A 22801-nucleotide genomic window follows, 5' to 3' on the forward strand; every position below is an offset into this window, starting at 1 on the left:
CCGTGGGCATCGACACCGCGCAGTCGCCCGTCGCCGGGACCACTGACGTCGAGGTGGCCGCGCGGCTGTGCGCGATCATGGCCCGCCTCGGCGGCACCGGCCCCCGCCCGGGGGCGCACGCCCAGATCCGCCGGCTGACCACTGCGGCGTTTCCGCGTCCGCTGGGCGATGCCGCCTACCGCACCAACGCGCTCAACCCCGGCGGTACGCCCGTCGAGGTGTCCTTCTCGGAGCAGACCCCGCTGGCGCTGCGCTTCGACCTCGTACGAGGCCACCCGGATACCGCCCTGGCAGACCGGCGGGCCGACGCCCTGCGGCTGGCCGACGTTCCCGTGTCGACAGCGAGACGGTGGGCGCCATACTTCGCAGACGATCGGTTCGGCGGGTTCGTCTCCGCCGTAATCGGCGCCGACGGTACGGCGGCCAAGGCCTATCTCGAAGTTCGGCGCAGTCGTGACGTGCTCGCAGCGCTGGGTTCCCGCCAGGGCCTTCACGAAAGCCTTCTGGACGCGGTCCCCGGCCTGGAGCCACACTTCGTCGCGCTCGACGGCGCCCGGTTCGCGGCGAATCCGCGAATGTACTACGAATGCCGCAACGGCATCGCGCTGTCGACGCTTGTCGACTGGGCGGCCGGCCACGGGCTCACCCGGCATGCGCTGGCCGCGGCACACGTCGCGCGCCGGCTGACCGGGAGGCTCATCCTGCCCGAGGCCGGAGTGCTGCTCGCACTGGATACGACGAGCGACTCCGTCGAGCTCAAGCTCGAGCTGACCGGCGGCGTGCTGGACGGCGACCCGCTGGCCGCGATCCGCGCGGTGCTGGTGGAGCGACCGCACGCAGAGCGGGCCTTCCGCGACTGGTGCGACGCGGTCGACCAACCCGTGCGACCCACGATGGTCAGCGTGCGAATCTGCGCCGACGGTCCCCTGCTGAGCGTCTACGCCGGGCTGGCGCCATGACGATACCGCCCGACGCCGACTACGACACCGCCGTGACACTGGCGGGCGACGCGGCGCGCGTCCTCTACGAGGCTGGGGCGAAACGCGTGTGGCTCGCCGGGTCGCTGGCCCACGCTCAGCACTGGGATGCGCGGTCCGACATCGACTTCGGCACGATCGGATTGCCGCGCGTCCAGTTGCCCGACGCGGTGGCCCGACTACGGCGTCGGCTGGGTCGTCATGTCGACGTGATCCCGATCGAGGACGCCCCCAGCTTCATCCGCAACCAGATCCTGCTCGAAATGCTGCCGGTGGGGTCCGACGGCCGGGTGGAGCCTCGCAACGGCCCTGCGCCCCCCTACCCCGTCGCCACGTTGACCGGCCCCCCTTATCCGAAGGGCCTGCACCAGCAACGCCATGCCGTCGCATCCGACATGCTGAACCGGCGCGGGGTGCGCAAGGCCCTCGACGTCGGATGCGCCCAGGGCGAGTTCGAGCTCGCGGCGTTGCGGCGGTGGCCGCAGAAGGCCATCGAGTTCCACGGCATCGACCCGGACACCGACGCCGTACGCTCCGGACTCGAACAACTCGACCGCGAACTGGACGATCGACTCCGCCCCCGGGCCCGGCTGGACGTCGCCGAGATCGCCGACCTTCCGCACCTGTGGGCCGACCACGACGCGGTGGTGGCCATCGAGGTCATCGAGCACCTCGACGAGCCCACCCTGGAGTTGTTCGCGCGCCTGGTGTTCCGCGAACTGTCCCCACCGACGATCGTGCTGACCACCCCCAACGTCGAGTACAACGTCCTGTTCCCCGAGGACGACCACACCGGTCAGCCCCGCGTCCGCCACCCCGGGCACCACTTCGAATGGACCCGGTCGGAGATGCGCCGCTGGATCGCCGGGCACGCCGCCCCCGCCGGGTACCGTGCCGCCCTGCGCGGCATCGGGGAGGCCCACCCGGCGTACGGCCCGCCGACACAGATGTGGGTGCTCTCGCATGACAGCTGACGCCGGTCTGCCGGCCCCCTCCGCCTCGTCGGTTGCCCCCGCGTTCACACCGCCGGCGCTACCGAAGGGCGGCGGCGCGGTCCGCGCTATGGGCGACAAGTTCACCGTGGCGCCCGCGACCGGGACAGGTTCCACCTCGATACCCGTCCGGATTCCACCGGGCCGGGCCGGTTTCGCGCCCCAGCTCGCGCTGACGTACGACTCGGCTGCCGGCAACGGACCATTCGGCCTCGGCTGGAGCCTTCCCGTGGCGTCGATCACCCGCCGCACCGACAAGGGCGTACCCACCTACCGCGACGACGTGGACGCCGACGTCTTCATCCTCTCCGGTGCCGAGGATCTGGTGCCGGTACCCGGACCGCGCGGCCAGCGCGACGATCTGGACAGCGCACCCGGGTATGCGATCCGCCGCTACCGTCCGCGCATCGACGGGCTGTACGCGCGCATCGAACGCTGGACACGCACCACCGACGGCGACGTCCACTGGCGCTCGCTCAGTTCGACAAACGTGCTCAGCGTCTACGGCCGGGACCACGGATCCCGCGTGGTCGACGCCGCCAGCTCGCGCCGGGTGTTCAGCTGGCTGCTCACCGAGACCCGTGACGACCGCGGAAACGGCATCGTCTACGAGTACGTGGCGGAGAACGGTGACGGGATCGACCTCACCCGACCGTGCGAGATCGGCCGCGGGGAGCGCCACGCGCCGGGGCGGGCGACAAACCGCTATCTCAAGTCGATCCGGTACGGCAACCGCACCCCGCTGCTCGACGACGACGGCCGCCGGCCCCGCTTCCTCGCCGACCTGGCAGCGGCACCGGACCCGGGCTGGATGTTCGAGGTGGTGCTCGACTACGGCGAACACCACAGTGACGCGCCCACGCCGGGCTCGGTCCGGGACTGGGACCTGCGGCACGACCAGTTCTCCAGCTACCGGAGCGGCTTCGAGGTACGCACGCTGCGCCGGTGTGCACGCATCATCACCTTCCACCACGTGCCGGACTCCGTCGCCGGTCACCTCGGCTACGACGGTCCAGTGTCGTCGATGGACCTCGGATACGGCGTGGCCGAGTCGGCGACGTACAGCCAGTTGCGCACGATCACCCACCGCGGTTACCGCAGGGACGGCGGAGCGATCACCAGCCGGGCGCTTCCTTCCGTACGGTTCGACTACAGCCCCGCCACCGTCGGCCGGACGACGCACACGGTCGACGTCGACGAACTCTCGTCCGGTGACGACCCGCGCTGGGTCGATCTCCACGGCGAGGGCATCCCGGGGCTGCTCGTCGAACGCCACGGTTCCTGGTCGTATCGCCGCAACACCAGCCCGCTGTCCGGGGCCGCCGCGTTCAGCCGGGCCGAACCGGTCGCGCTCCGACCAAACGCCGACAGCACCGACGGCGCCCACTTCGTCGACCTGGCCGGCGACGGCACACTCGATGTCGTCATCTTCGACGGCCCGACACCGGGACTGCACGAGCACGACGATGGCGAGAGTTGGCGACCCTTCCGGCCGCTGGCGTCACGGCTCAGCGCCAACGTCCAAGCACCGAACGCCCATTGGGCGGACCTGACCGGCGACGGCTGCGCAGACGTGGTGTTCGTCGAGGACGCCGTCTTCGTCTGGCATCCCTCGCTGGCCGAGGCGGGCTTCGGGCCAGGCATCCGGATACCCCGGCCCGACATCGACCAGAGAGGCCCTCAGCTGGTCTTCAGCGATCCCACCCAAGCGGTCTACTTCGCGGACCTCGGTGGCGACGGGCTGCCCGACCTCGTTCAGGTTCGCAATGGATCCGTCTGCTACTGGCCGAATCTTGGACACGGCCGGTTCGGCACCAAGGTCGTCATGGACGGCTTGAGGGCCTTCGATCACCCGGATCGGTTCGATCCGAACCTTCTCCAGCTCGCCGACATCGACGGCTCGGGTACGACCGACCTCGTCTACCTGCACCCCGACGGCATCCAGCTGTATCTGAACCAGTGCGGCAACGGGTGGAGCGAACCGACGTCCATCGACGCCTTCCCCACCATCGTCGACCCGTCCGCGGTCATGGTCACCGACCTGCTCGGCAACGGCACCGCCTGCCTGGTGTGGATGCCCTCGGCGGTCGACGTCGACCCGCAGCGGCTGCGCTACCTCCAGCTGACCGGTGACCGAAAGCCGCACCTGTTGGTCCGGATGGACAACAACCAGGGCGTCGAGACGCACATTCGCTACACCCCGTCGAACACGTTCAGCGCCCGGGACGCACGCGATGGACGACCGTGGTCGACGAAACTTCCCTACCCCGTGCACGTCGTCGAGCGCGTCGACACCGTCGACCGGGTGAGCCGCAACCGCTTCACAACCCGCTACGCCTACCACCACGGCTACTTCGACGGCGAGGAGCGCGAGTTCCGCGGTTTCGGCCTCGTCGACCAGTGGGACACCGGGGAGTTGGCGGCCCTCAACGCCACCGGCGCACTCGACGAGCACTTCGAGAACGAGGATCCGGCGACGAACGTCGCACCGGTGATGACCCGCACCTGGTTCGACCTCGGCACGTCCACGGAGTACCTACCGCCGGGGGCGCTGGAGGCTCCCCCGCTGCCGACCGCTGTGGACGGGCGCGAGGAGGCCGAGGCACGCCGGGCGCGCAAGGGCGCCGTGCTGCGTCAGGAGGTGTACGGCTGCGACGGCAGCGCGGCGCAGGACTTCCCCTACGTCGTCGTCGAACACACGTTGACCGTGCGTCGGGTGCACGCGCACGGCACAAACCGTCACGCCGTTTTCCGGGTTCATCCGTACGAAACCGTGGAACGGACCTTGGAACGCAATCCCGACGACCCCAGGGTCAAGCATTCGATCAACCTGGAGATCGACGAGTTCGGCGCCGTGCTCAAGTCGGTCGCGATCGCCTACGGCCGGCTACCGGCGGGGGCGGCTGCCCTGCCGGAGCAGGACGACAGGACGCGGCAGCGCACCGACCTGCTGACCTACACCGAGGCGGAGGTCACCAACCCGATCGCCGATCTCGACGCGCATCCCGATGATCACCGTGCTTCGATGCCCGCCCAGATGAGGACGTTCGAGCTCACCGGCTACCTCCCAACGGGCCGCAACTCCCGCTACCAGGCCTCGGATTTCGTCGACCGGGACTCCGGAGTGCCCGTGTTCGAATCGGAGCTCGACTACCAGCAGTCCCCGACACCGGGATCGCGACAGCGCCGACTTGTCGAATGGATCCGCGTCCGGTACCGCGCCGACGACCTGTCCGACCTGCTGGCCGTCGGCGGGCTCGACTCGCGTGCGTTTCCCGGGCAGACGTACCAGTTGGCGTTCACGCGCGGGTTGCTCGACGAGGTGCTGCGCCGCGGCGCGGACCCCCTGCTCCCCGATCCCGCCGCGGTGCTGTCCGACGCGAGCGGCTACGTCTCCGACGGCCCGGGCGGCACCCGGTGGTGGATACCCGGCTCGCGTACGTTCCTGTCTCCCAACGGTGCCGACACACCTGCCGCCGAACTGGCGTACGCGAAGGGGCACTTCTTCCTGCCGCACCGCATCCGCGACCCGTTCCACACCGCGGCGGTCAGCACCGAACACACGGCCCGCTACGACGAGCACGACCTGATGATCGTCGACACCAGCGACGCGGTCGGCAATCGCCTCACCGCGGACATCGACTACCGGGTACTGCAGCCCTGGCGGGTCACCGATCCGAACGGCAACGTCGGCGAGGCTGCGTTCGACGTCTTCGGCACGGTGAGCGCCACCGCTCTCGTCGGCAAGCCGGGTCAGCTGACCGGCGACTCCCTTGCGGGCATCAACCCGGATCTCTCACCCGACGAGGTCAGGGACTTCTTCGCCGACCCACGAGCTCACGCCGCAGGGCTGCTGGGGGCGGCGACGACGCGGCGGCTCTACGACCTCGCCGCGTACGCCGACTCCCGTGACCAGGAGTTCCCCAACCCCATCGCCGGCGCGGCGATCTCGCGTGAGATCCACGTCGCGGGGCTCACGCCCGGAGTCCCGTCCCCATCGCAGGTGGGGTTGTCGTATCTCGATGGTTTCGGACGGACGATCCAGCAGAAGCTCCAGGCCGAACCCGGGCCCGTGAGCGACGGCGCCCCCGACGGACCGCGGTGGAGTTGCACGGGGTGGACCGTGTACGACAACAAGGGTCGGCCCGTGCGCACGTACGAGCCGTTCTTCAGCGCCACTTCGGCCTTCGAGTTCGACGCGCGCATCGGGGTCAGTCCGGTCCTCTTCTACGACCCCCTGGGCCGGGTCGCGGCGACGCTGCACCCGGACCACACCTACGACAAGACGACCCTCACCGCGTGGACACAGGTGACGTGGGACCGCAACGACACGGTGCTCGACGATCCCCGTACCGACCCCGACATCGCCCACCTCGTCGCGGGATACTTCGCCGGCCTTCCAGCCGCCCCGCCGTGGCGAACATGGCACGACATCACCGTCGAGTCCGACCCGGGCACACCGCAGCGCGACGCCGCCGACAAGGCCGCGGCCCACGCGCGTACCCCGAAGACGGGTCACCTCGACCCGCTCGGACGGCCGTTTCTGACGATCACCGACAACGGACCTGACCCGTCGCGGCCGGACCGGCACCTCCTGCTCGCCAGCCGCGCGGTGCTGGACATCGAGGGCAACCAGCTCGCGCTTCGTGACGCGATCCGGCCGGCTGGCGACCCGTTGGGCCGCATCATGATGCGCTATGACTACGACCTCGCCGGGAGGATGATCCGCCAGCGCAGCGCGGACTCCGGCGCCCGCTGGACCATGGCGGACGCAGGCGGGCAGCCGCTGCGCTCGTGGGACGAGCGCGGGGTGGCGATGCGCACCGAGTACGACCCGATGCGACGGCCCGTGCGGACCTTCGCCGTCGGCGCGGATCCGGCCGACCCGGGCCGCGAGGTGCTCATCGCCCGCATGGTGTACGGAGAGCAGCACCCCGAAGCGGCGCAGCGCAATCTGCGCGGGGCGATGCACCTGCACCTCGACCAGGCCGGGACGATCTCGACCGAGCAGCGCGACGCGGGCAACAACCTGGTGCGGGTGACCAGGCGACTCACCGGCGGCACCCGGTACCGCTCGATCGTCGACTGGACCGATGTCGACGCCGACCACGCGGCTCTGCCCACCGCCGCCGACGCGCTCATCGACGTCGCCACGCTCGACGCCCGCCTCGCCTCGATGCTCGGTGACGAGGCCTGGACCACGTCGACCACGTACGACGCACTGAACCGTCCCGTGGTCGTCACTGCGCCGCACACGTCGGGGCGGCCACCCACCCTGGTCCGATCCCATTACGACGAGGGCAACGGTCTACAGTCGGTCGACGTCAACCTGCGCGCCGCGACCGATGCGCTGGGTGAACCAGTCTGGACGCCGCTGGTCAAGGCCACGCAGTACGACGCCCACGGGCGACGGGTACGCCTCGTGCGCGGCAACGACGTCAGCACCTTCTACAACTACGATCCGGCCAGCTCGCGGCTGGCAATACTACGTACGCTGCGCGACGGCGACCGGCTACAGGACTTCTCGTACGCCTACGACCCGGTAGGCAACGTCACCGCGATCCGCGACGGCGCCCAACAGGTGCTGTTCTTCGCCAACACGGTTGTCGGCCCGAGCTGCACCTACACCTACGACGCGCTCTACCGACTGGTCGAGGCCACCGGCCGCGAGCACCTCGGCCAGCACGGTCCCCTTCCGCACAGCAGCCACGACGCGCCCCGCGTCAGGCTGCCGCATCCCAACGACGGCGCCGCGATGGGCGGGTACACCGAACGCTACGTGTACGACGACGCAGGGAACATGCTGCGGATGACGCACACGGGCACGAATCCGGTGAATCCAGGCTGGACGCGGACGTTCGACTACGAGAAGCCGAACAACCGGCTCGACCGCAGCCGGGTGCTCGGAGGCGCGAACCCCGACGAGCCATGTGGCTACGACGCGCATGCCAACCTCACCACCATCACCGGCATCGGTGCTGGCGACGCCAACCTGCACTGGGACCTCTACGACCAGTTGCACCGCGCCGACCTCGGCGGTGGGGGCACCGTCTACTACGGTTACGACGCCGACGGCAACCGCGTGCGTAAGGTCTGGGAGAAACCGGGCGCCGTGAGCGAGGAGATTATCTATCTCGCGGGCTTTGAGATCCGCCGTACGCGCAGCGGCCCCCACCTCATCGAGCGCGAGATCGTCCGCGCCATGGACGGCACCCACTGCATCGCGGTGGTGGAAACCCGCACGGTCGACACCGCGGGCGTCGACGCCGGGCCCGCCCAGCTGATCCGTCACCAGCTTGCGAACTATCTGGGCTCGGCGACGCTGGAGCTCGACCAGACCGCGCGGATCGTGTCGTTCGAGGAGTACTCCCCGTACGGCGGCACGACCTTTCAGTCGGTGTCGAATCAGACGGAGACACCGAAGCGATACCGGTTCTGCGGACGCGAACGCGACGATGAGACGGGCTTCGTCTACATCGGCGCGCGCTACTACATCCCGTGGTTGTGCCGGTGGGCCAGCGCAGACCCGGCCGGACCCGCCGGCGGACTGAACGCCTTCCAGTACGCGGCGGCCAACCCGGTGGTGCTCATCGACGCCGACGGGCGCGTCCCCAGCCTGGCCGACGTCAACCGCAACCTCGAACGGGTGAACCGTTACGCGACGATCATGATGGGGCCGGGGGCCATCGCCCTCAAGGGGCTGTCCACCGGCGTGGCCGACGTCGCCGTCAGCTACATCACGAACGACGGCAAGGGCAACGCGAAGGCCGAGAAGCTCGCCGACGACGTCATCACCTCCAACATCCCGGGCGTCGGGCTGGTGAAGACGGTTGTCGAGGGCACCAAGGAGGTCGCCGAGCACATCGACGCCGCGCGGGAGGCCAACAAGCAGGGTAGTTCCCTGGAGGCCGCCGGCCACTACGTCGACGCGGGCCTAGCGGGTTTGGAGACGGCGACGGTCGTTGTCGGTGATCTGGTCACACTGGGAGAGGGCGGCAAGCTGCACTCCAAGGTGCTCGACCCCACGCGGGCGCCGAAGGTGATCAAGACACGACCGGCTGCGCCCCACACACCCGCAGTCAAGGAAGCCGCGCCCGTACCGCCGCCGAAGCAGGCGCCGCCCGTGCCCGCCGACTCGCCCGTGAACAAGCCGATGACCCAGGAGGCCAGGGCGACCTACATTCACGACCGCTACGGTGAGGCGGTCGTCGGAGGGCCGTTGAACGCCACGAAGTTCGAGGTCACCGCCAACACCAAGCTGGACTCCCGGATCGCCGACCACTACAACACGTCGACCGGCACGCTCTACGAGTTCAACACCACCCCGTGGAGCCAACTGCCCGCGGACAAGCTGAAAGAGAAGGTCGACTTCAAGGTCGCGCAGGTCGGCAAGGACGTGCAACTGCGGGCGGACCGCAAGATCCAGCAAGCTGTGTGGTACGGCACCGAGGCGCTGCCGACCAGCGGCGAGGGCAACCGGCTGCGGCAGGCGCTCATCGACGCGGGCATTCAATACCAGGTGGTGCCGCTCCCGCCGAACCTGGCCAACCTGCGTCCGCCGGTGTACTGAGGGGGTGCAGCAGACCCAAGGGCTCGGGTAGGTCGCGTCATGACGACACAACAATGCAACTGCCCGACACACGCCCTCGCTCCCGGGAACGGCCGTAGCGGCGCCGTGGGTGCCGGCAGTCCGGCGACCAGGGTCGCCACCGGCGGCCCCGGTCCCAGATCAGCTCCCGCAGATGCCGTATCCGTTGAGGCTCCACGAGCCGGCGAAGCCGTCGGCGTCCTCGTCCGCCCGCACCCGCGTGGTGTCTTCCCCCCGGTGATGTTGATCCCGGTCATCGGCACCCAACGCTGGTCGTGGAGCAGACCGTCGCTCTGCTGCACTGGCTTCGCCGCCTCCGGATCTGCTGGATGATCCGTGCCGACATGCACGAAGCGTTCCTCACCCTCGCCTGCGCCATCATCTGCTGGCGCCGGCTACAGCGCTCAAAGAGTTAGGAGCCTTTAGCTGCGAGAGCGTCGCTTAGCCAGCGAGGCGAAGAACCCACGGCCTCCCTCACTACCGCTGGGCCTGCGCGGCCCGCTCTACTTGAGGTCAAACGTGTAACTCCAGGCGAGGGCTTGCACAGCCTCTTCCCCAATCTCCGTGCGTCTCACGGAATTGGGCGGCAGCCTGCTCTCCCATCGATTTCAGGTCCGGGGCAACATTGCTTGCTTCGGACGAGTAGAACTCGTCCTCCAGCCGGCGGACTTCTGCGAGGACGCCGGGGGCGAGATCAGGACCAAACTCGGCCACGAGCGACGCCTCATCGCGGTCGGGCCACGGCGTTCGTCCCCATCCCGTCCAGACGACGATGGCGCGGGTAATGATCTCGCTGTCCATGGCTATCGTCTCCAGAGGACGCTCGAAGTGCCGGTTTGTGGATTGATCGCAGTGCTGGACCTCCGCCCAGTCAGTAGGCGTGGTCCGGCCAGTGCGGGTCGTCCCATCTGGCCGGACAGGGAATGCCGAGTAGCCTGATCCGGTCCAGCAGGTCTGCGTCGGCGCCGATCATCCGCAGCCGGGCCGGTGCGTGCTGGAGCAGCCACCTGGTGAGCTCCGCGCGAAGGGCCTCCTCCTCGTCGTCCGTCAACGACCAGGTTCGCCACGGCAGATCGTCGCGGAGCAGGTCGTACTCCCATGTTCCGAACGCCTCCGCGAGCCGTTGGTTCGCCACCGGACTGGTCGCCGTTGCCCAGGCACGAAGCCAGCGGTCGAACCCGCCAGAGGCCTCCACCAGCATGGCCAGCACCGAGTACGCCGGAACCTCGGCGTCCTGCTCCGTGAGCACGACGAACCACCAGGCGTCCAGGAAGTCAAGGACCGCCCGCGACCGCCGGCCAGGCCACTGCTGCCAACGGCCGAGTGCGAACATCCGCCCCGCATGATCCATGCTGTCCAGACGCATCACCTCACCGTCGACCAGAGAACGAGCGAGCTGAGGCAGGATCCGGCGCAGCATGGCGGCGGGGAAGTCCCAGTCGCCGGCCGAGTAGGTGCGGCGCAGCAGATCCGGGTCCAACTCGACGTCCGCGGTCTTGAGCAGGGCAAGGTCCTCCGCGCTGCCCCAGTGGCACTCGCAGTTGCTGTCGTTGGGATGGGCGGCCATGCCACGGAAGGTGATGGTGAGATGGGCCAGGGCGGCGTCGAGTCGACGCCGGGCGGGCGTGGATTGCGTCACGGAGATGCACCTTCAGGGACTCCGGCGGCGCGCGGCGGCCGAAGGTTGTGAAGCTACCTGGCCAGACGGCAAGACGCATAGCAATTCAGACGGCAGGGCAAGGATGCGACCGCCTGCCGGCTCGTGCCACCGTTACTGAACCGCACCCCGATGCCGCCGCGGATGGTGCTCATACGCGGTGCCGACGCCGGCCTCCGCCACCACTGCGCTATCCACCTAGACGTACCGCAGCGGCTCAGGCCGATCGAGCTGGCGGACCAGCTTGTTCGATCCGGGCTCCTATACTCGCCCGGTGATCGAGGGATGGTCGGTTGTCCCGGAGCGGGTGGCGGTGGATGCTGCCGGCTCGAACGTCGAGGTCGTGCATGGTGACGGGGTCACCTTCGCGTACGGGGCCGACGCTCTGGTCGTGATCGTTGACGCCGGAGACCGGCCCCACGGCAACGCTGTGGACAATGCGAACACGCTGGTGCTGCGGGAGCCGTTGCCCAGTGCGGCGACTCAGTGGATAAGTTCGAAGAACGAGTTCAATCGGCCGCTTCTGGGCTTTGTCAAGATGGCCGATGGCTGCCTGGCTCTCGGTGAGCTCTACCAAGCCAGGAGCATCTACCGTGGGATGAACCCGTACACGGGGGAACAGGGGTCACTTACGTTCGCTGAACTGACCTGGGGCGAGCGACTTCTCCCCGGACTGCTGGACAGGGTGCGGCCGACACCGACGCTGCCGGTGCCCGGTATCGACTGGCTGGACAATGTGCCGCAGGACCTGACTCGGGCTCTGCGTTCCTTTCTGACCGCTTGGTACGCCGATGTGCCGGTGCCGCCGGCCACACCCCAACACGCGGCTATGACGCTTCCGGCCTCGTTGCTGGCCTTCCACGACATCGCCGCTGGCCGCTCGGAGATCCTCGGCCGGCAGGACTTCATAAAGCCGCTCGACAGAATCGAGTACCTGGACGACGAGCCGCTGGTGGTCTTCGCGGCCGAGAATCAGGGCGTCTGGGTGGCGTTGATCGACCCCACCGACGACGATCCGGTCGTTTGGTACGACGGCGGCCCGGAGCGGCTGCGCGAGCGGGAACGCCTCAGCGGCTTCCTGCTACAGTTCGCCCTCAACGAAGCGGTGAGCACCTCACCGTTCACCGGTTCCGCCACGGTCACCACGGAGGCGCTGGACCGGTTCGTCGAGGATCTGGTTCCTGTCGCGCTGCAGCCGATGCGGGTACCGGGCGACCCGACGCGCCATTGGACAGCTCCCGGCCTGGTCGCCATAGCCGTCGACTATGGCGAGAGCGGCATCTGGCTGAGCATCGGCAGCCGGCAACGCTCAGCCCTGCGACCCCTACGCTCCCGCCTCGAATGGGAACAGTTCAACGGCTAACGTGCGCGCGTCGCCACCCGCCAGTCGGTTGCTCACGATGCGCGGACGGCGGCAGATCAGTACGGGCGTTGAACGTTGTAGCGAAAGAGCTGTACCAGTACGGGTTGCGGAAGTCCCCTGTCCCACCCTCACCGTCGTGGATCTGCACCCGGTAGTGTGCCGTGCCCTGTGCGCCGTCACCTGTGTCCTGTGCTGGGCATGCGATGTATGCCAGGGAGTCGAACCCCTACGCCTGCCCTCGGCGCGCCAGGAGTGAGCCGGAATACCGCCGGCTCCCGGGTCGTGCACGCCTCCACGTCGGCTACCTGCTCCGCAACCTGTCGTCAGTCCAGCAGGTCGACCTCCCAGTTCGTCCGCTGGATCAGGGTGTCGACCTCGCGAAGTTGCCGGGCTAGGTCGTCGGCCTGGCTACGCAGTTGCGCCACCGGCAGGGCCGGAATCATCTTCAGCTCCGACCGCAACTGCCGAAACCCTCGCTGGCCCTCCCCGACAGCGGCATCGGCGGCAGAGGTGACCACGCCGTGCCGCAAGCGAAGCACGTCGCGCCGTGCCAGAGCGTCGGTGAGTGTGCCACCGTCAACCCCGGTGGCGGCGTTGGTGCGGTTGATTCGTCGGATCAGCGCCTCCAGTTCACCGAGCACCTCGCCGACCTCCCCAAGGAGAGCCGCAGCGTCCTCCGCAGGCGTCTCACCCTCCTGGAACCGCGCGCTGGCGACGATGCGGGCACGGAGTTGTTCGGCGCGACGCGCCGCATCTGCGCGCAACGCAAGAGCCTCAGCAAGCTTCATAGGCACCAGTATGACCAACGAAGATCACCGCCACCTCCCAATTACGTTGACCAACAGGACAAGAAGGAACAGGAGATGCAGTAGGGCTCTGGGCTGGGTTGTGTCCAACCCGGATGGGCTGATCGCCGACATGCGTAGCCTGATCGCCAATGCCCGAGCCGGCAGGCCCGACGTCCGCATCCTGGTCGCCACCGTCCCGCAACGCACACCGCTGGACGCGCAACCGGATCTGGGCAGCAAGATCAGCGCGTACAACGCCAAGCTGTCTGCACCCGAACCCGCAGTGCGAACACAAGATCGCCAAGGGGTTCGCCAACGTGCTGTGGAACCAGTTCCAGCTCGGTGCCGCCGGCGCGATGGAGTACCGGCCGGATTCGCCGCCCGAGCGGATCAGCGCCGCCACCGGGGTGATCCGCGCCAGCGCACACCACGGCGACGGCCGACTCGGTTGAGCAGGAGTTCAGCCCGTGCCCTGGACCACGTCGCGTGTGTCGAAGCCCATTCGCGCGATCGCTGAACCCGACCACACGATCAGAGCGGCGGGTGACCTGCGGTTGTGCTGACCTGGTTCGGCAGTTCCGGGCCGGACGCCCGGTCGCCGCCCTCTCGCAGCCGGATGGAATGCCATGCCGCGCGTACGTGGCTGCGCATAACGGACTCCGCCCAGTCGGGGTCGGGCGCGGCCAGGGCCGCCACCAGCTCGTGGTGGTGAGCGAGGCTACGGCGCAGCGCGGCCGGGCTGTAGCGGGAGAAGGTACGCCAGACGAGCGGCATCTGGATCACCGAGGAGACGACACCAGTCAGTCGGCTGTTGTCGGACGCCTCGAGGATCATCCGGTGGAACCGGTTGTTCAGCTCGGTGAGCTCGTCCACATCGGTCGGTCGTCCGTCCGGCGCTACCTCGTCCATCCGGTGGGCCAGCGCGTCGAGCGCGTCCACGTCGATGGTTCCCGTGGTCGCCGCCAGTCGGCAGCCCCACGGCTCGAGCACGGACCGCAGGCTGAAGATTTCGTCGAGATCGTGGATGCTCCACGCCTGGACCTGCACGCCACGGTTGCGTTCGTGGCGGACCAAACCCTCCGCGGTCAGCCGTCTGAGCGCCTCCCGGACGGGCGTCCGACTCACCCCGATCGACTCGGCCAACTCGCCCTCACGGAGCCACGCGCCGGCCGACCGTTGCCCGGACAGGATCTGTTCCCGGATCAGCCGATAGGCATCGTCGGCGGCGTGGCCGTTGTCGGCCTCCCGCAGTGGCGTGTGGTCACTCATGATGCTCGGCACCGTAACAACACGGCGGGTTGTATGCAATCTCCCTGCAGTCCATTGACACCCGAGGAGCCGGGGCCTATTTTCCCAGCACGAGCATGCTGTAACGAGAGACACATAGTCGTGAATTGCATGCAAAGAGACCTTGATTGAGGAGCTTATGAGCACTCCACTGCCGCTTGACGACATCCGGGTGATCGAGCTCGGGCAGCTGCTGGCAGGGCCGTTCTGCGGTCAACTCCTGGGTGACTTCGGCGCCGAGGTGATCAAGGTCGAGGACCCGGGTCAGGGCGACCCCATGCGGCAGTGGGGGCGCGAGAAGCCGTACGGCAAGTCGCTCTGGTGGCCGGTGGTGGCGCGGAACAAGAAGTCCGTGACCGCGAACCTGCGGACCGAGCAGGGTCAGGATCTGGTACGTCAGCTCATCGCGCGGGCCGACGTGTTGATCGAGAACTTTCGGCCCGGCACGTTGGAGCGCTGGGGGTTGGCCCCGGAGCGGCTGTGGGAGATCAACCCCGGCCTGATCGTCACCCGCGTGACCGGCTTCGGGCAGACGGGCCCGTACTCGTCACGTGCCGGATACGGATCGATCGGCGAGGCGATGGGCGGAATTCGGTACGTGACCGGCGACCCCGATCGCCCTCCGGCCCGGGCCGGCGTCTCTCTGGGAGATTCGCTGGCGGCGACGTTCGCCTGCCTGGGCACCCTGGTGGCGCTGCACCAGCGCGGACGTACCGGTCGAGGCCAGGTGGTGGACTCGGCCATCTACGAGGCCGTGCTGGCGATGATGGAGTCCCTCATCCCCGAGTACCAGATCGCCGGCTACCAGCGGGAGCGGACCGGAACGACCCTTCCGAACGTGTCCCCGAGCAACGCCTACCCGACGGCCGACGGCGAGATGGTGCTGATCGCGGCAAACCAGGACACAGTCTTCCGCCGGCTCGCCGAGGCGATGGGGCAGGTGGAGCTGGCCACCGACGAGAAGTACGCCACCCACGGCGCCCGAGGCCAGTGGATGGAGCAGCTGGACGGCCTGGTCGCCAAATGGAGCTCGACGCTCGCGGCCGACGATCTACTCGAACGGCTGCACGCCCAGGGCGTTCCGGCAGGCCGCATCTTCAGGGCCCGGGACATGCTCGAGGACCCGCACTTCGCCTCGCGGGAGGCGATAGTCCGGCTGACCCACCCCGGTCTCGGGGAGTTCGCCATGCACAACGTCGTACCCAAGCTCTCTGACAGCCCGGGCCGGGTCCGGCACGTCGGCCCCGAGCTCGGTGAACACAACGAGGACATCTATCGCGACCTGCTGGGGCTCGGCGACGACGCGATGGCGTCGCTGCGTAATGCCGGCGTCATCTGAGGGAGGAACCATGACCTACCGACTCGGCGTGGACGTAGGCGGAACGTTCACCGACATCCTGCTGATCGACGAGGCGACCGGAAAGACCTACCGGGCCAAGACCTCCTCCACGCCCGAGGACCAGTCCATCGGGGTCCTGCGTGGCATCGAGCGGGCCTGCGAGGCCGCCGGCGTGCGCATGTCGGAGATCACTGAGGTGTTCCACGGCACCACGGTCGCCACGAACGCGATCCTCGAGGGCAAGGGCGCCCGGGTTGGGCTGGTCACCACCGATGGATTCCGGCAGGTGCTCCAGATCGCCCGTTCCTTCGTGCCAGGTGGCCTGGCCGGCTGGATCATCTGGCCGAAGCCGGAGCCGCTGGCGGCGCTGGAGGACACCGTGGAGGTCGTCGGCAGGATCGGCGCCGACGGCGCGGTGGTGACCGAACTCGACGAGGCTGACGTCCGCACGAAGCTGCGCAAGCTCCACGCGCAGGGCATCGAGGCGTTGAGCATCAGCCTGATCAACTCTTACGCCAACCCGCAGCACGAGCGCCGGGTGGCCGAGTTGTCCGCCGAGGAGCTTCCGGGCGTACCGGTGTCGCTGTCGTCCTCGGTGTTGCCGGAGCTTCGCGAGTACGAGCGGACCATCACCACCGTGGCGAACGCGGCCGTGCAGCCGCAGGTGGCGCGCTACGTTGCCAACCTTGAGGCGCAGCTGCGCGAGTCCGGGGTGGACGGCCGGCTCTGCATCCTGCGCAGCGACGGTGGCCTGGTCTCCGCGGCCGTCGCCGCGGACAACCCGGTGAACCTGCTACTGTCCGGCCCTGCCGGCGGGGTTACCGGCGCGACCTGGGTGGCGGAGCAGGCTGGCTACCCGGACTTCCTGACCTTCGACATGGGCGGCACGTCCACCGACGTCGCCCTGGTACAGGGGCTTACGCCGCGGGTGGGTCGGGAGACCACAGTCGGGGACCTCAAGGTCCGCGCCACCTCCGTCGACGTACGAACCGTGGGTGCCGGCGGCGGATCCATCGCCCACGTACCGCCGCTGACTCAGGCGCTCCGGGTAGGGCCGCAGTCGGCCGGTGCCGCACCCGGTCCGGCCGCGTACGCGGCGGGCGGTGAGCAGCCGACGGTGACCGACGCGAACGTGGTGCTCGGCTACCTGCCCACCGATCTGGCCGGTGGCGAGATCACGCTGGACCGTGCGGCGGCACGAGCGGCGGTGAAGTCGATCGCCGACGCCACCGGGTTGGAGTCGGTCGAGGCCGCCGCCGCGGGCATCATCGACATCGTCAACGAGAACATGTTCGGGGCGTTGCGGCTGGTGTCGGTGCAGCAGGGCTTCGACCCGCGCGATTACGCGCTGGTGGCCTTCGGTGGCGCCGGCCCGTTGCACGCCAACGCTCTCGGCAGACTGACCGGGGCCTGGCCGGTGATCATTCCGCCGTCGCCGGGAGTGCTGTGCGCCTACGGCGACGCGACGACCAATCTGCGCGACGAGTCGGTGCGGACGTTGGTGCGCCGCTTCAACGAGATGACCGACGAGAGCCTTCGCGCGGTACTCACCGAACTCGCGAGCAAGGCGTGCTCCACGCTCAGCGAGCAGGGCGTCCCTGAGGAGGAGCAGCACGTCGTCTACTCCGCCGACCTGCGCTACCACGGACAGGGTTTCGAGATCCCGGTGGTGGTGGACGTCGACGCCTTCGACGGGACCGGCGGCGGGCTCGCGGCGCTGCGGTCGGCGTTCGACGCCGATCACCAGCGACTGTTCTCCTTCGTTCTCGATGCCGAACACGAGTTGGTGACCGTCCGGGCCACCGCGCACGGTCCCCGGCCCCAGGTCGCCGCGCCCGAACTTGAGCACGGTGACGCGGACCCGAGCCCCGCCCTGCGGGCCCACCATCGCATCTGGGTCGAGGGCGCCGAGGTGGAAGCGGGAATCTACGACCGGTCCCTGCTGCGAGCGGGCAACGTCGTGCCCGGTCCGGCGATCATCACCGAGATGGACTCCACCACGCTCGTGCTGCCTGGGCACACGGCGGCGGTGCATCCGAGCGGCAGCCTCCTCATCCGCCCCGTCGACACCCACCGGGAGAACTGACCATGGCACGCCTCATCGAGACCGCTACCGGACCACTTCGCTCCGTGGATGTCGACGTGGTCACCATCGACCTGATCGAGAACGGGCTGCGCAACGCCCGCTACGAGATGGACGAGGTGCTCTTCCGGACCGCGCTGTCGCCGGGGATCCGTGAACAGCACGACGAGTTCCCGTTGATCGCCAACCCGGCCGGAAAGATGATGGTGGGACAGTTCGGACTGTCCATCCCCGACTTCCTGGATAACTTCGACGGCGACATCGAGGAGGGCGACGTCCTCCTGACGTCGGACCCGTACTCCTGCGGCGCGGCGATCAGTCACGCGAACGACTGGCTCGTGGTGCTGCCCATCTTCTTCGAGGGCCGGATCGTGGGCTGGGCGGCGATGTTCGGGCACATGTCCGACGTCGGCGGCAAGACGCCGGCGTCGATGCCGACGGATGCCCGCACCATCTTCGAGGAGGGCGTGGTGATCCCGCCCTTCAAGCTGTACAAGAAGGGAGAGCTGGCCGAGGACGCTCTGCGGATCATCCTCAACCAGGTGCGGAAGCCCGACTGGAACCGTGCCGACCTCAACGGGATCGTCGCGGCGTGCCGGACGGCTTCCCGGCGGGTCCAGGAGATGTGCGCCCGGTTCGGGGTGGACACCTACAACTCCGCGCTCGACCAACTCCTGGACCGCAACTACCGGGCGATGAAGACCCTGCTCGCAGCGGTCTTCAGAGAAGGCGAGACGCTGTCGTTCACCGACTACATCTGCGACGACGGCCTCGGCTACGGCCCCTACGAGCTCAGGCTCAGTCTGACCCGTACCGGTGAGAAGGTGCTGCTGGACTTCACCGGCAGCAGCCCGCAGGCGCAGGGCCCGATCAACTACTACATCAACGAGAACCTCGTCCGAATGTTCTTCGGGATCTACATGATCACCGTGGCCGATCCGCAGATCCTCTGGAACGACGGCTTCTATCCGCTGGTCGACGTCACGATCCCCGACGACTCGTTCTGGAAGCCCGCGTACCCGGCCGCCCTCAACGCGCGCAACCACGGCATCGGTCGCGTCTTCGACCTGTTCGGTGGCCTGCTCGGTCAGACGAACCCCGGGCTGCTCAACGCCGCCGGCTTCTCATCGTCGCCGCACTTCATGTATTCGGGCACCTACGGGCCCGGTGAGCGCAAGGGCGAGTGGTTCCAGCTGTACTCGATCGGATTCGGCGGGATTCCCGGCCGGCCGCTGGGGGACGGCCCGGACGGCCACTCACTGTGGCCGTCGTTCGTCAACATCCCGTGCGAGTACCTGGAGTCCTACTACCCCCTGCGGATCGAACGCTGGGAGACCATCGCGGACACCGGTGGCGCCGGGCTCCACCGCGGCGGGAACGGCGTCGACGTGGCGTACCGGTTCCTGGAGGCCGGCACGATCGCGATCCACGACGACCGCTGGCTCACGTACCCGTGGGGGGTCAACGGCGGCGAGCCCGGCGCCCGCGGCCGCAAGTGGCTCGAACGTGCCGACGGCGGCACCGAGATCCTGGGCAGCAAGGTCCACGACGTCCCCGTGGCGCCCGGGGACGTGCTGCACTTCGTCACCTGGGGTGGTGGCGGATGGGGTGACCCGCTCGCCCGCGATCCGGAACTCGTCGGCCTCGAGGTCCGCCGGGGCCTGGTCACCCCCGAAGGCGCCCGCCGCTTCGGCGTCGTCTGCGACGAGGCCGGCACCGTCGACGTCGCGGCCACCGAGGGGGTACGGGCCGAGCTGCGCCACGGACGCCCGGACCCGCTGCCCACGTTCGACATGGGGCCGCCGATGGAGACCATCCTGGAGCGGTGCCTGGAGGAGACCGGTCTTCCTGCTCCTCGCCCGCCTGTCGCCCGATGACCCACGTGTCGGACAGCGGCGACGACGGATTCGGGGGCACGCTCCCGCCCGGTGCCCGTCCCGCCGTGCTCGTCATCGACCTGATGCGGGCCTACTTCGACCCGGCCAGCCCACTGTGCCTGCCGTCCGCGGACTGCCTGCGGTCGGCTGGCCGGGTCATCGCCTCGGCCCGCGACCACCGGGTTCCCGTGCTGCACACCCGAGTCGCGTACGGGCCCGGCGGGGTCGACGGAGGCCTGTTCGTCCGGAAGGTCACCGCCCTTCGGCAACTCTTCTCCGGCGGCGGCGCGATGGGTGAGCTAATGCCGCAGGTCTCCCCCGCCGAGGATGAACTGGTGCTGGTCAAGCAGTACGCCAGCGCCTTCTTCGGCACGTCGCTGGCGTCCACTCTGCGCGCGGAGCGCATCGACACCGTCGTGCTGGTCGGCGTGAGCACGAGCGGTTGCATCCGCGCCACCGCGGTGGACGCGATCCAGCACGGTCTCGTCCCGCTGGTGGTTTCCGAAGCGGTAGCGGACCGCGCCACCGGTCCGCACGAGGCGAGCCTGTATGACCTGCAAGCCAAGTACGCCGAGGTGATCAGCGAGGCCAGGGCCGTCGCGTACCTGTCGGAGGAGCGATGACAACCATGATCGACATCGTCGAGGTCTCGCCCCGCGACGGCCTGCAGAACGAGGCGACGCTGCTCACCACCGGCGACAAGGTAGAACTCGTCGAGCGGGCGGTACGCGCGGGAGCCCGGCGAGTGGAGGTGACCAGCTTCGTCAACCCCGCCCGCGTTCCTCAGATGGCGGATGCGGACGAGTTGATGGCCGCGCTCCCCCGCCACGACGGCGTCCGGTACGCGGGCCTGGTGATGAACCGCCGCGGCCTGGACCGGGCTCTGGCCGCGGGCGTCGACGAGATCAACGTCGTCGTCGTGGCCACGGACACCTTCTGCGGCCGCAACCAGGGCATGACCACCGCCCACGCCTGTGACACGGCCGCAGTACTTGTGCAGGCGGCTCGCGAGGCAGGGGTGTTCACGACGGTGACCGTGGGTGCCTCGTTCGGATGCCCGTTCGAAGGCGAGGTCCCGCCGAACCAGCTGCGGGAGGTACTCACCCGGGTGCGGGATACAGGTCCGGACGAACTGGCCCTCGCCGACACCATCGGAGTGGCCGTACCCTCCGACGTCACCGAACGGCTGACGCTCGCTCGGGAGATCACGCAATCCCGGACACCGCTGCGGCTGCACCTGCACGACACCCGACACACCGGCGTGGCCAACGCGGTCGCGGCAGTCCAAGCGGGCGTCACCACCCTCGACGCCAGCATCGGCGGAACAGGCGGTTGCCCGTTCGCACCGGCGGCGACCGGAAACGTCGCCACCGAGGATCTCGTCTACCTCTTCGACCGCTTGGGGCGGCCCACCGGCCTGAATTTGGAGGAACTCACCTCGGCCGTCTCCTGGCTGGAACGGAGACTCGGCAAGCAACTCCCCGGCGCTCTGCTCCGGGCGGGCGGTTTTCCCACCTGAGCCCGACCTGGACGCCGGAGAGTCTGCCCGGCACATGGCTCGCTGGCCGTCGGCTTCGACCAGCTGAAGCTTCCCTGCCGCGAAGTCGACGATGAGCCCGTCGGTGCCCCGCCCCGCGGCTTTCTCATGTCTGTCCGAAACGTCCAGTGAGGATCAGGGGCATATCAGACGGTCACCTCGCCGCGTACGAGCGCCTTCGCGACGACGGTCCGGAGGATGTCGTTCGTGCCCTCGCCGATGCTCATCAGGATCGAGTCCCGGTAGAGGCGTTCGACCTCGAACTCGGTGGAGTAGCCGTAGCCGCCGTGCACCTTCATCGCGTCGATCGCGGCCTCCAGGGCGACCTCCGAGCAGAACACCTTGGCCATCCCGGTCTGCCCGTCGGCGCGACCGCGCCGGACCGCGTCGGCAGCCCAGTACGCCATCAGGCGGGCGGCCTGGAGCTGGATCGCGATGGTGGCGAGCTTGAGCTGGATCGCCTGGAACTCGGCGATGGGCTTGCCGAACGCCTTGCGCTGCCGGGCGTAGGCCAGCGCCTCGTCGTGGGCGCGCTGCGCGATGCCGACCGACCGGGCGGCGATGTTGACCCGGCCCCACTCCAGGGCGGACAACGCCTGCTTGAGGCCGACGCCCTCGACGCCGCCGAGCAACCGGCCCTTCGGTACCCGCACGTTGTCGAGGAGGATCTCGCAGGACTCGGTGCCCTTGTAGCCGAGCTTCGGGATGTCCCGCAGGACCTGGAAGCCGTCCAGCGTCGCGTCGACGAGCAGCACGCTCATGCCGGTGTGCGTGGGCGTGGCGTGCGGGTCGGTCTTGACCAGCACCGGCAGGGGGTCGGCGTACCGCGCGTTGGTGATCCACATTTTGGTGCCGTTGACGACGTAGTGGTCGCCGTCGAGGCGGGCGGTGGTGCGGATGCCCTGCAGGTCGGTGCCGGCGTCCGGCTCGGTGAGGCCGATGCCGGTCCGCCGGGCGCCGGTGGCGAGGTCGGGCAGGTATGCCTGCTTCTGCTCCTCGGTGCCGTGCACGGCGATCATCCGGCAGGCCAGGGAGTGGCTGCCGAGGATGCCGGCGATGCCCATCCAGCCGCGAGCGAGTTCCTCGAACACCAGCGCGAACGAGACCGGGTCGAGGTCGAGGCCGCCGTACTGTTCCGGCACGGTGATGCCGAACAGCCCCATCTCGGCCATCCCCCGCACGATCTCCGTCGGGTACCGCCCGGTTTGCTCCCACTCGCGCGCGACCGGGATGATCTCCCGGTCGACGAACGTGCGGAGCAGGGCACGGAAGTCCTGTTGCTCCTCGGTGAGCGTGAAGTCCATGGATAGCCT

15 protein-coding genes are annotated in these 22801 nt (G+C 68.8%); 10 read left to right on the top strand and 5 right to left on the bottom strand.

The features are described from left to right. Positions 1-2 precede the first annotated feature (2 nt). The 3 genes from ACPXB1_RS27655 to ACPXB1_RS27665 are packed head-to-tail and all read left to right on the top strand — an operon-like array spanning position 3 to position 9539. The gene (locus ACPXB1_RS27655; protein ID WP_355593242.1) at positions 3-959 is read left to right on the top strand and encodes a hypothetical protein; all 957 of its coding nucleotides are present in this window, start codon (positions 3-5) and stop codon (positions 957-959) included. Then, complete coding sequence (locus ACPXB1_RS27660) at positions 956-1951, top strand: methyltransferase domain-containing protein (RefSeq protein ID WP_355593240.1); 996 nt, start codon at positions 956-958, stop codon at positions 1949-1951. The genes ACPXB1_RS27655 and ACPXB1_RS27660 overlap by 4 nt, the downstream gene beginning before the upstream one ends. Then, complete coding sequence (locus ACPXB1_RS27665) at positions 1941-9539, top strand: SpvB/TcaC N-terminal domain-containing protein (RefSeq protein ID WP_425736001.1); 7599 nt, start codon at positions 1941-1943, stop codon at positions 9537-9539. The genes ACPXB1_RS27660 and ACPXB1_RS27665 overlap by 11 nt, the downstream gene beginning before the upstream one ends. A gap of 531 nt (positions 9540-10070) precedes the next feature. Here the strand turns inward: ACPXB1_RS27665 and ACPXB1_RS27670 are convergent. Together ACPXB1_RS27670 and ACPXB1_RS27675 are read right to left on the bottom strand one after the other, a co-directional pair. Beyond that, on the bottom strand, positions 10071-10358 hold the full coding sequence (locus tag ACPXB1_RS27670; protein ID WP_355593236.1) for a hypothetical protein: 288 nt from the start codon (positions 10356-10358) through the stop codon (positions 10071-10073). Positions 10359-10428: 70 nt separating this feature from the next. Further along, on the bottom strand, positions 10429-11196 hold the full coding sequence (locus ACPXB1_RS27675; protein ID WP_355593234.1) for a hypothetical protein: 768 nt from the start codon (positions 11194-11196) through the stop codon (positions 10429-10431). Between the two features lie 292 nt (positions 11197-11488). Here ACPXB1_RS27675 and ACPXB1_RS27680 point away from each other — a divergent pair, with 292 nt between their 5' ends. Next, positions 11489-12577 (top strand): hypothetical protein, encoded by a 1089-nt coding sequence (locus tag ACPXB1_RS27680; RefSeq protein ID WP_355593232.1) that lies wholly within the window; start codon positions 11489-11491, stop codon positions 12575-12577. Positions 12578-12900: 323 nt separating this feature from the next. Here the strand turns inward: ACPXB1_RS27680 and ACPXB1_RS27685 are convergent, their stop codons facing one another. Continuing rightward, positions 12901-13365 (bottom strand): DIP1984 family protein, encoded by a 465-nt coding sequence (locus ACPXB1_RS27685; RefSeq protein WP_355628152.1) that lies wholly within the window; start codon positions 13363-13365, stop codon positions 12901-12903. Between the two features lie 149 nt (positions 13366-13514). On the opposite strand from ACPXB1_RS27685, the gene ACPXB1_RS27690 reads away from it, so the two are divergent. Beyond that, positions 13515-13817, top strand: a complete 303-nt coding sequence (locus ACPXB1_RS27690) for a hypothetical protein (protein ID WP_355593228.1) — start codon at positions 13515-13517, stop codon at positions 13815-13817. Positions 13818-13896: 79 nt separating this feature from the next. On the opposite strand, the gene ACPXB1_RS27695 is transcribed toward ACPXB1_RS27690, so the two are convergent. Then, complete coding sequence (locus ACPXB1_RS27695; RefSeq protein WP_355593226.1) at positions 13897-14634, bottom strand: GntR family transcriptional regulator; 738 nt, start codon at positions 14632-14634, stop codon at positions 13897-13899. A gap of 157 nt (positions 14635-14791) precedes the next feature. On the opposite strand from ACPXB1_RS27695, the gene ACPXB1_RS27700 reads away from it, so the two are divergent. The 5 genes from ACPXB1_RS27700 to ACPXB1_RS27720 are packed head-to-tail and all read left to right on the top strand — an operon-like array spanning position 14792 to position 21470. Beyond that, complete coding sequence (locus ACPXB1_RS27700) at positions 14792-15991, top strand: CaiB/BaiF CoA transferase family protein (protein WP_355593224.1); 1200 nt, start codon at positions 14792-14794, stop codon at positions 15989-15991. A gap of 10 nt (positions 15992-16001) precedes the next feature. Then, positions 16002-18077, top strand: a complete 2076-nt coding sequence (locus ACPXB1_RS27705; RefSeq protein WP_355597625.1) for a hydantoinase/oxoprolinase family protein — start codon at positions 16002-16004, stop codon at positions 18075-18077. Between the two features lie 2 nt (positions 18078-18079). Continuing rightward, positions 18080-19951, top strand: coding sequence for a hydantoinase B/oxoprolinase family protein (locus ACPXB1_RS27710; RefSeq protein WP_355597626.1), 1872 nt, complete (start codon positions 18080-18082; stop codon positions 19949-19951). Continuing rightward, positions 19948-20574 (top strand): isochorismatase family protein, encoded by a 627-nt coding sequence (locus ACPXB1_RS27715; RefSeq protein WP_355597628.1) that lies wholly within the window; start codon positions 19948-19950, stop codon positions 20572-20574. Before ACPXB1_RS27710 ends, ACPXB1_RS27715 begins: the two co-directional genes overlap by 4 nt. Continuing rightward, on the top strand, positions 20571-21470 hold the full coding sequence (locus ACPXB1_RS27720) for a hydroxymethylglutaryl-CoA lyase (protein ID WP_355597630.1): 900 nt from the start codon (positions 20571-20573) through the stop codon (positions 21468-21470). Before ACPXB1_RS27715 ends, ACPXB1_RS27720 begins: the two co-directional genes overlap by 4 nt. A 164-nt stretch (positions 21471-21634) precedes the next feature. Here ACPXB1_RS27720 and ACPXB1_RS27725 read toward each other — a convergent pair whose 3' ends face one another. After that, positions 21635-22792 (bottom strand): acyl-CoA dehydrogenase family protein, encoded by a 1158-nt coding sequence (locus ACPXB1_RS27725; protein WP_355597632.1) that lies wholly within the window; start codon positions 22790-22792, stop codon positions 21635-21637. Positions 22793-22801: the final 9 nt, after the last annotated feature.

Origin of the sequence: Micromonospora sp. DT68 (genome assembly GCF_049847245.1) — a bacterium.
Lineage (GTDB): Bacteria > Actinomycetota > Actinomycetes > Mycobacteriales > Micromonosporaceae > Micromonospora > Micromonospora profundi.

Coding starts and splice junctions, on each gene's coding strand:
- ACPXB1_RS27695 (WP_355593226.1), bottom strand. CDS start 14,634: ATGAGTGACCACACGCCACTGCGGGAGGCCGACAACGGCCACGCCGCC.
- ACPXB1_RS27670 (WP_355593236.1), bottom strand. CDS start 10,358: ATGGACAGCGAGATCATTACCCGCGCCATCGTCGTCTGGACGGGATGG.
- ACPXB1_RS27710 (WP_355597626.1), top strand. CDS start 18,080: ATGGCACGCCTCATCGAGACCGCTACCGGACCACTTCGCTCCGTGGAT.
- ACPXB1_RS27715 (WP_355597628.1), top strand. CDS start 19,948: ATGACCCACGTGTCGGACAGCGGCGACGACGGATTCGGGGGCACGCTC.
- ACPXB1_RS27660 (WP_355593240.1), top strand. CDS start 956: ATGACGATACCGCCCGACGCCGACTACGACACCGCCGTGACACTGGCG.
- ACPXB1_RS27720 (WP_355597630.1), top strand. CDS start 20,571: ATGACAACCATGATCGACATCGTCGAGGTCTCGCCCCGCGACGGCCTG.
- ACPXB1_RS27685 (WP_355628152.1), bottom strand. CDS start 13,365: ATGAAGCTTGCTGAGGCTCTTGCGTTGCGCGCAGATGCGGCGCGTCGC.
- ACPXB1_RS27690 (WP_355593228.1), top strand. CDS start 13,515: ATGCCCGAGCCGGCAGGCCCGACGTCCGCATCCTGGTCGCCACCGTCC.
- ACPXB1_RS27725 (WP_355597632.1), bottom strand. CDS start 22,792: ATGGACTTCACGCTCACCGAGGAGCAACAGGACTTCCGTGCCCTGCTC.
- ACPXB1_RS27665 (WP_425736001.1), top strand. CDS start 1,941: ATGACAGCTGACGCCGGTCTGCCGGCCCCCTCCGCCTCGTCGGTTGCC.
- ACPXB1_RS27705 (WP_355597625.1), top strand. CDS start 16,002: ATGACCTACCGACTCGGCGTGGACGTAGGCGGAACGTTCACCGACATC.
- ACPXB1_RS27700 (WP_355593224.1), top strand. CDS start 14,792: ATGAGCACTCCACTGCCGCTTGACGACATCCGGGTGATCGAGCTCGGG.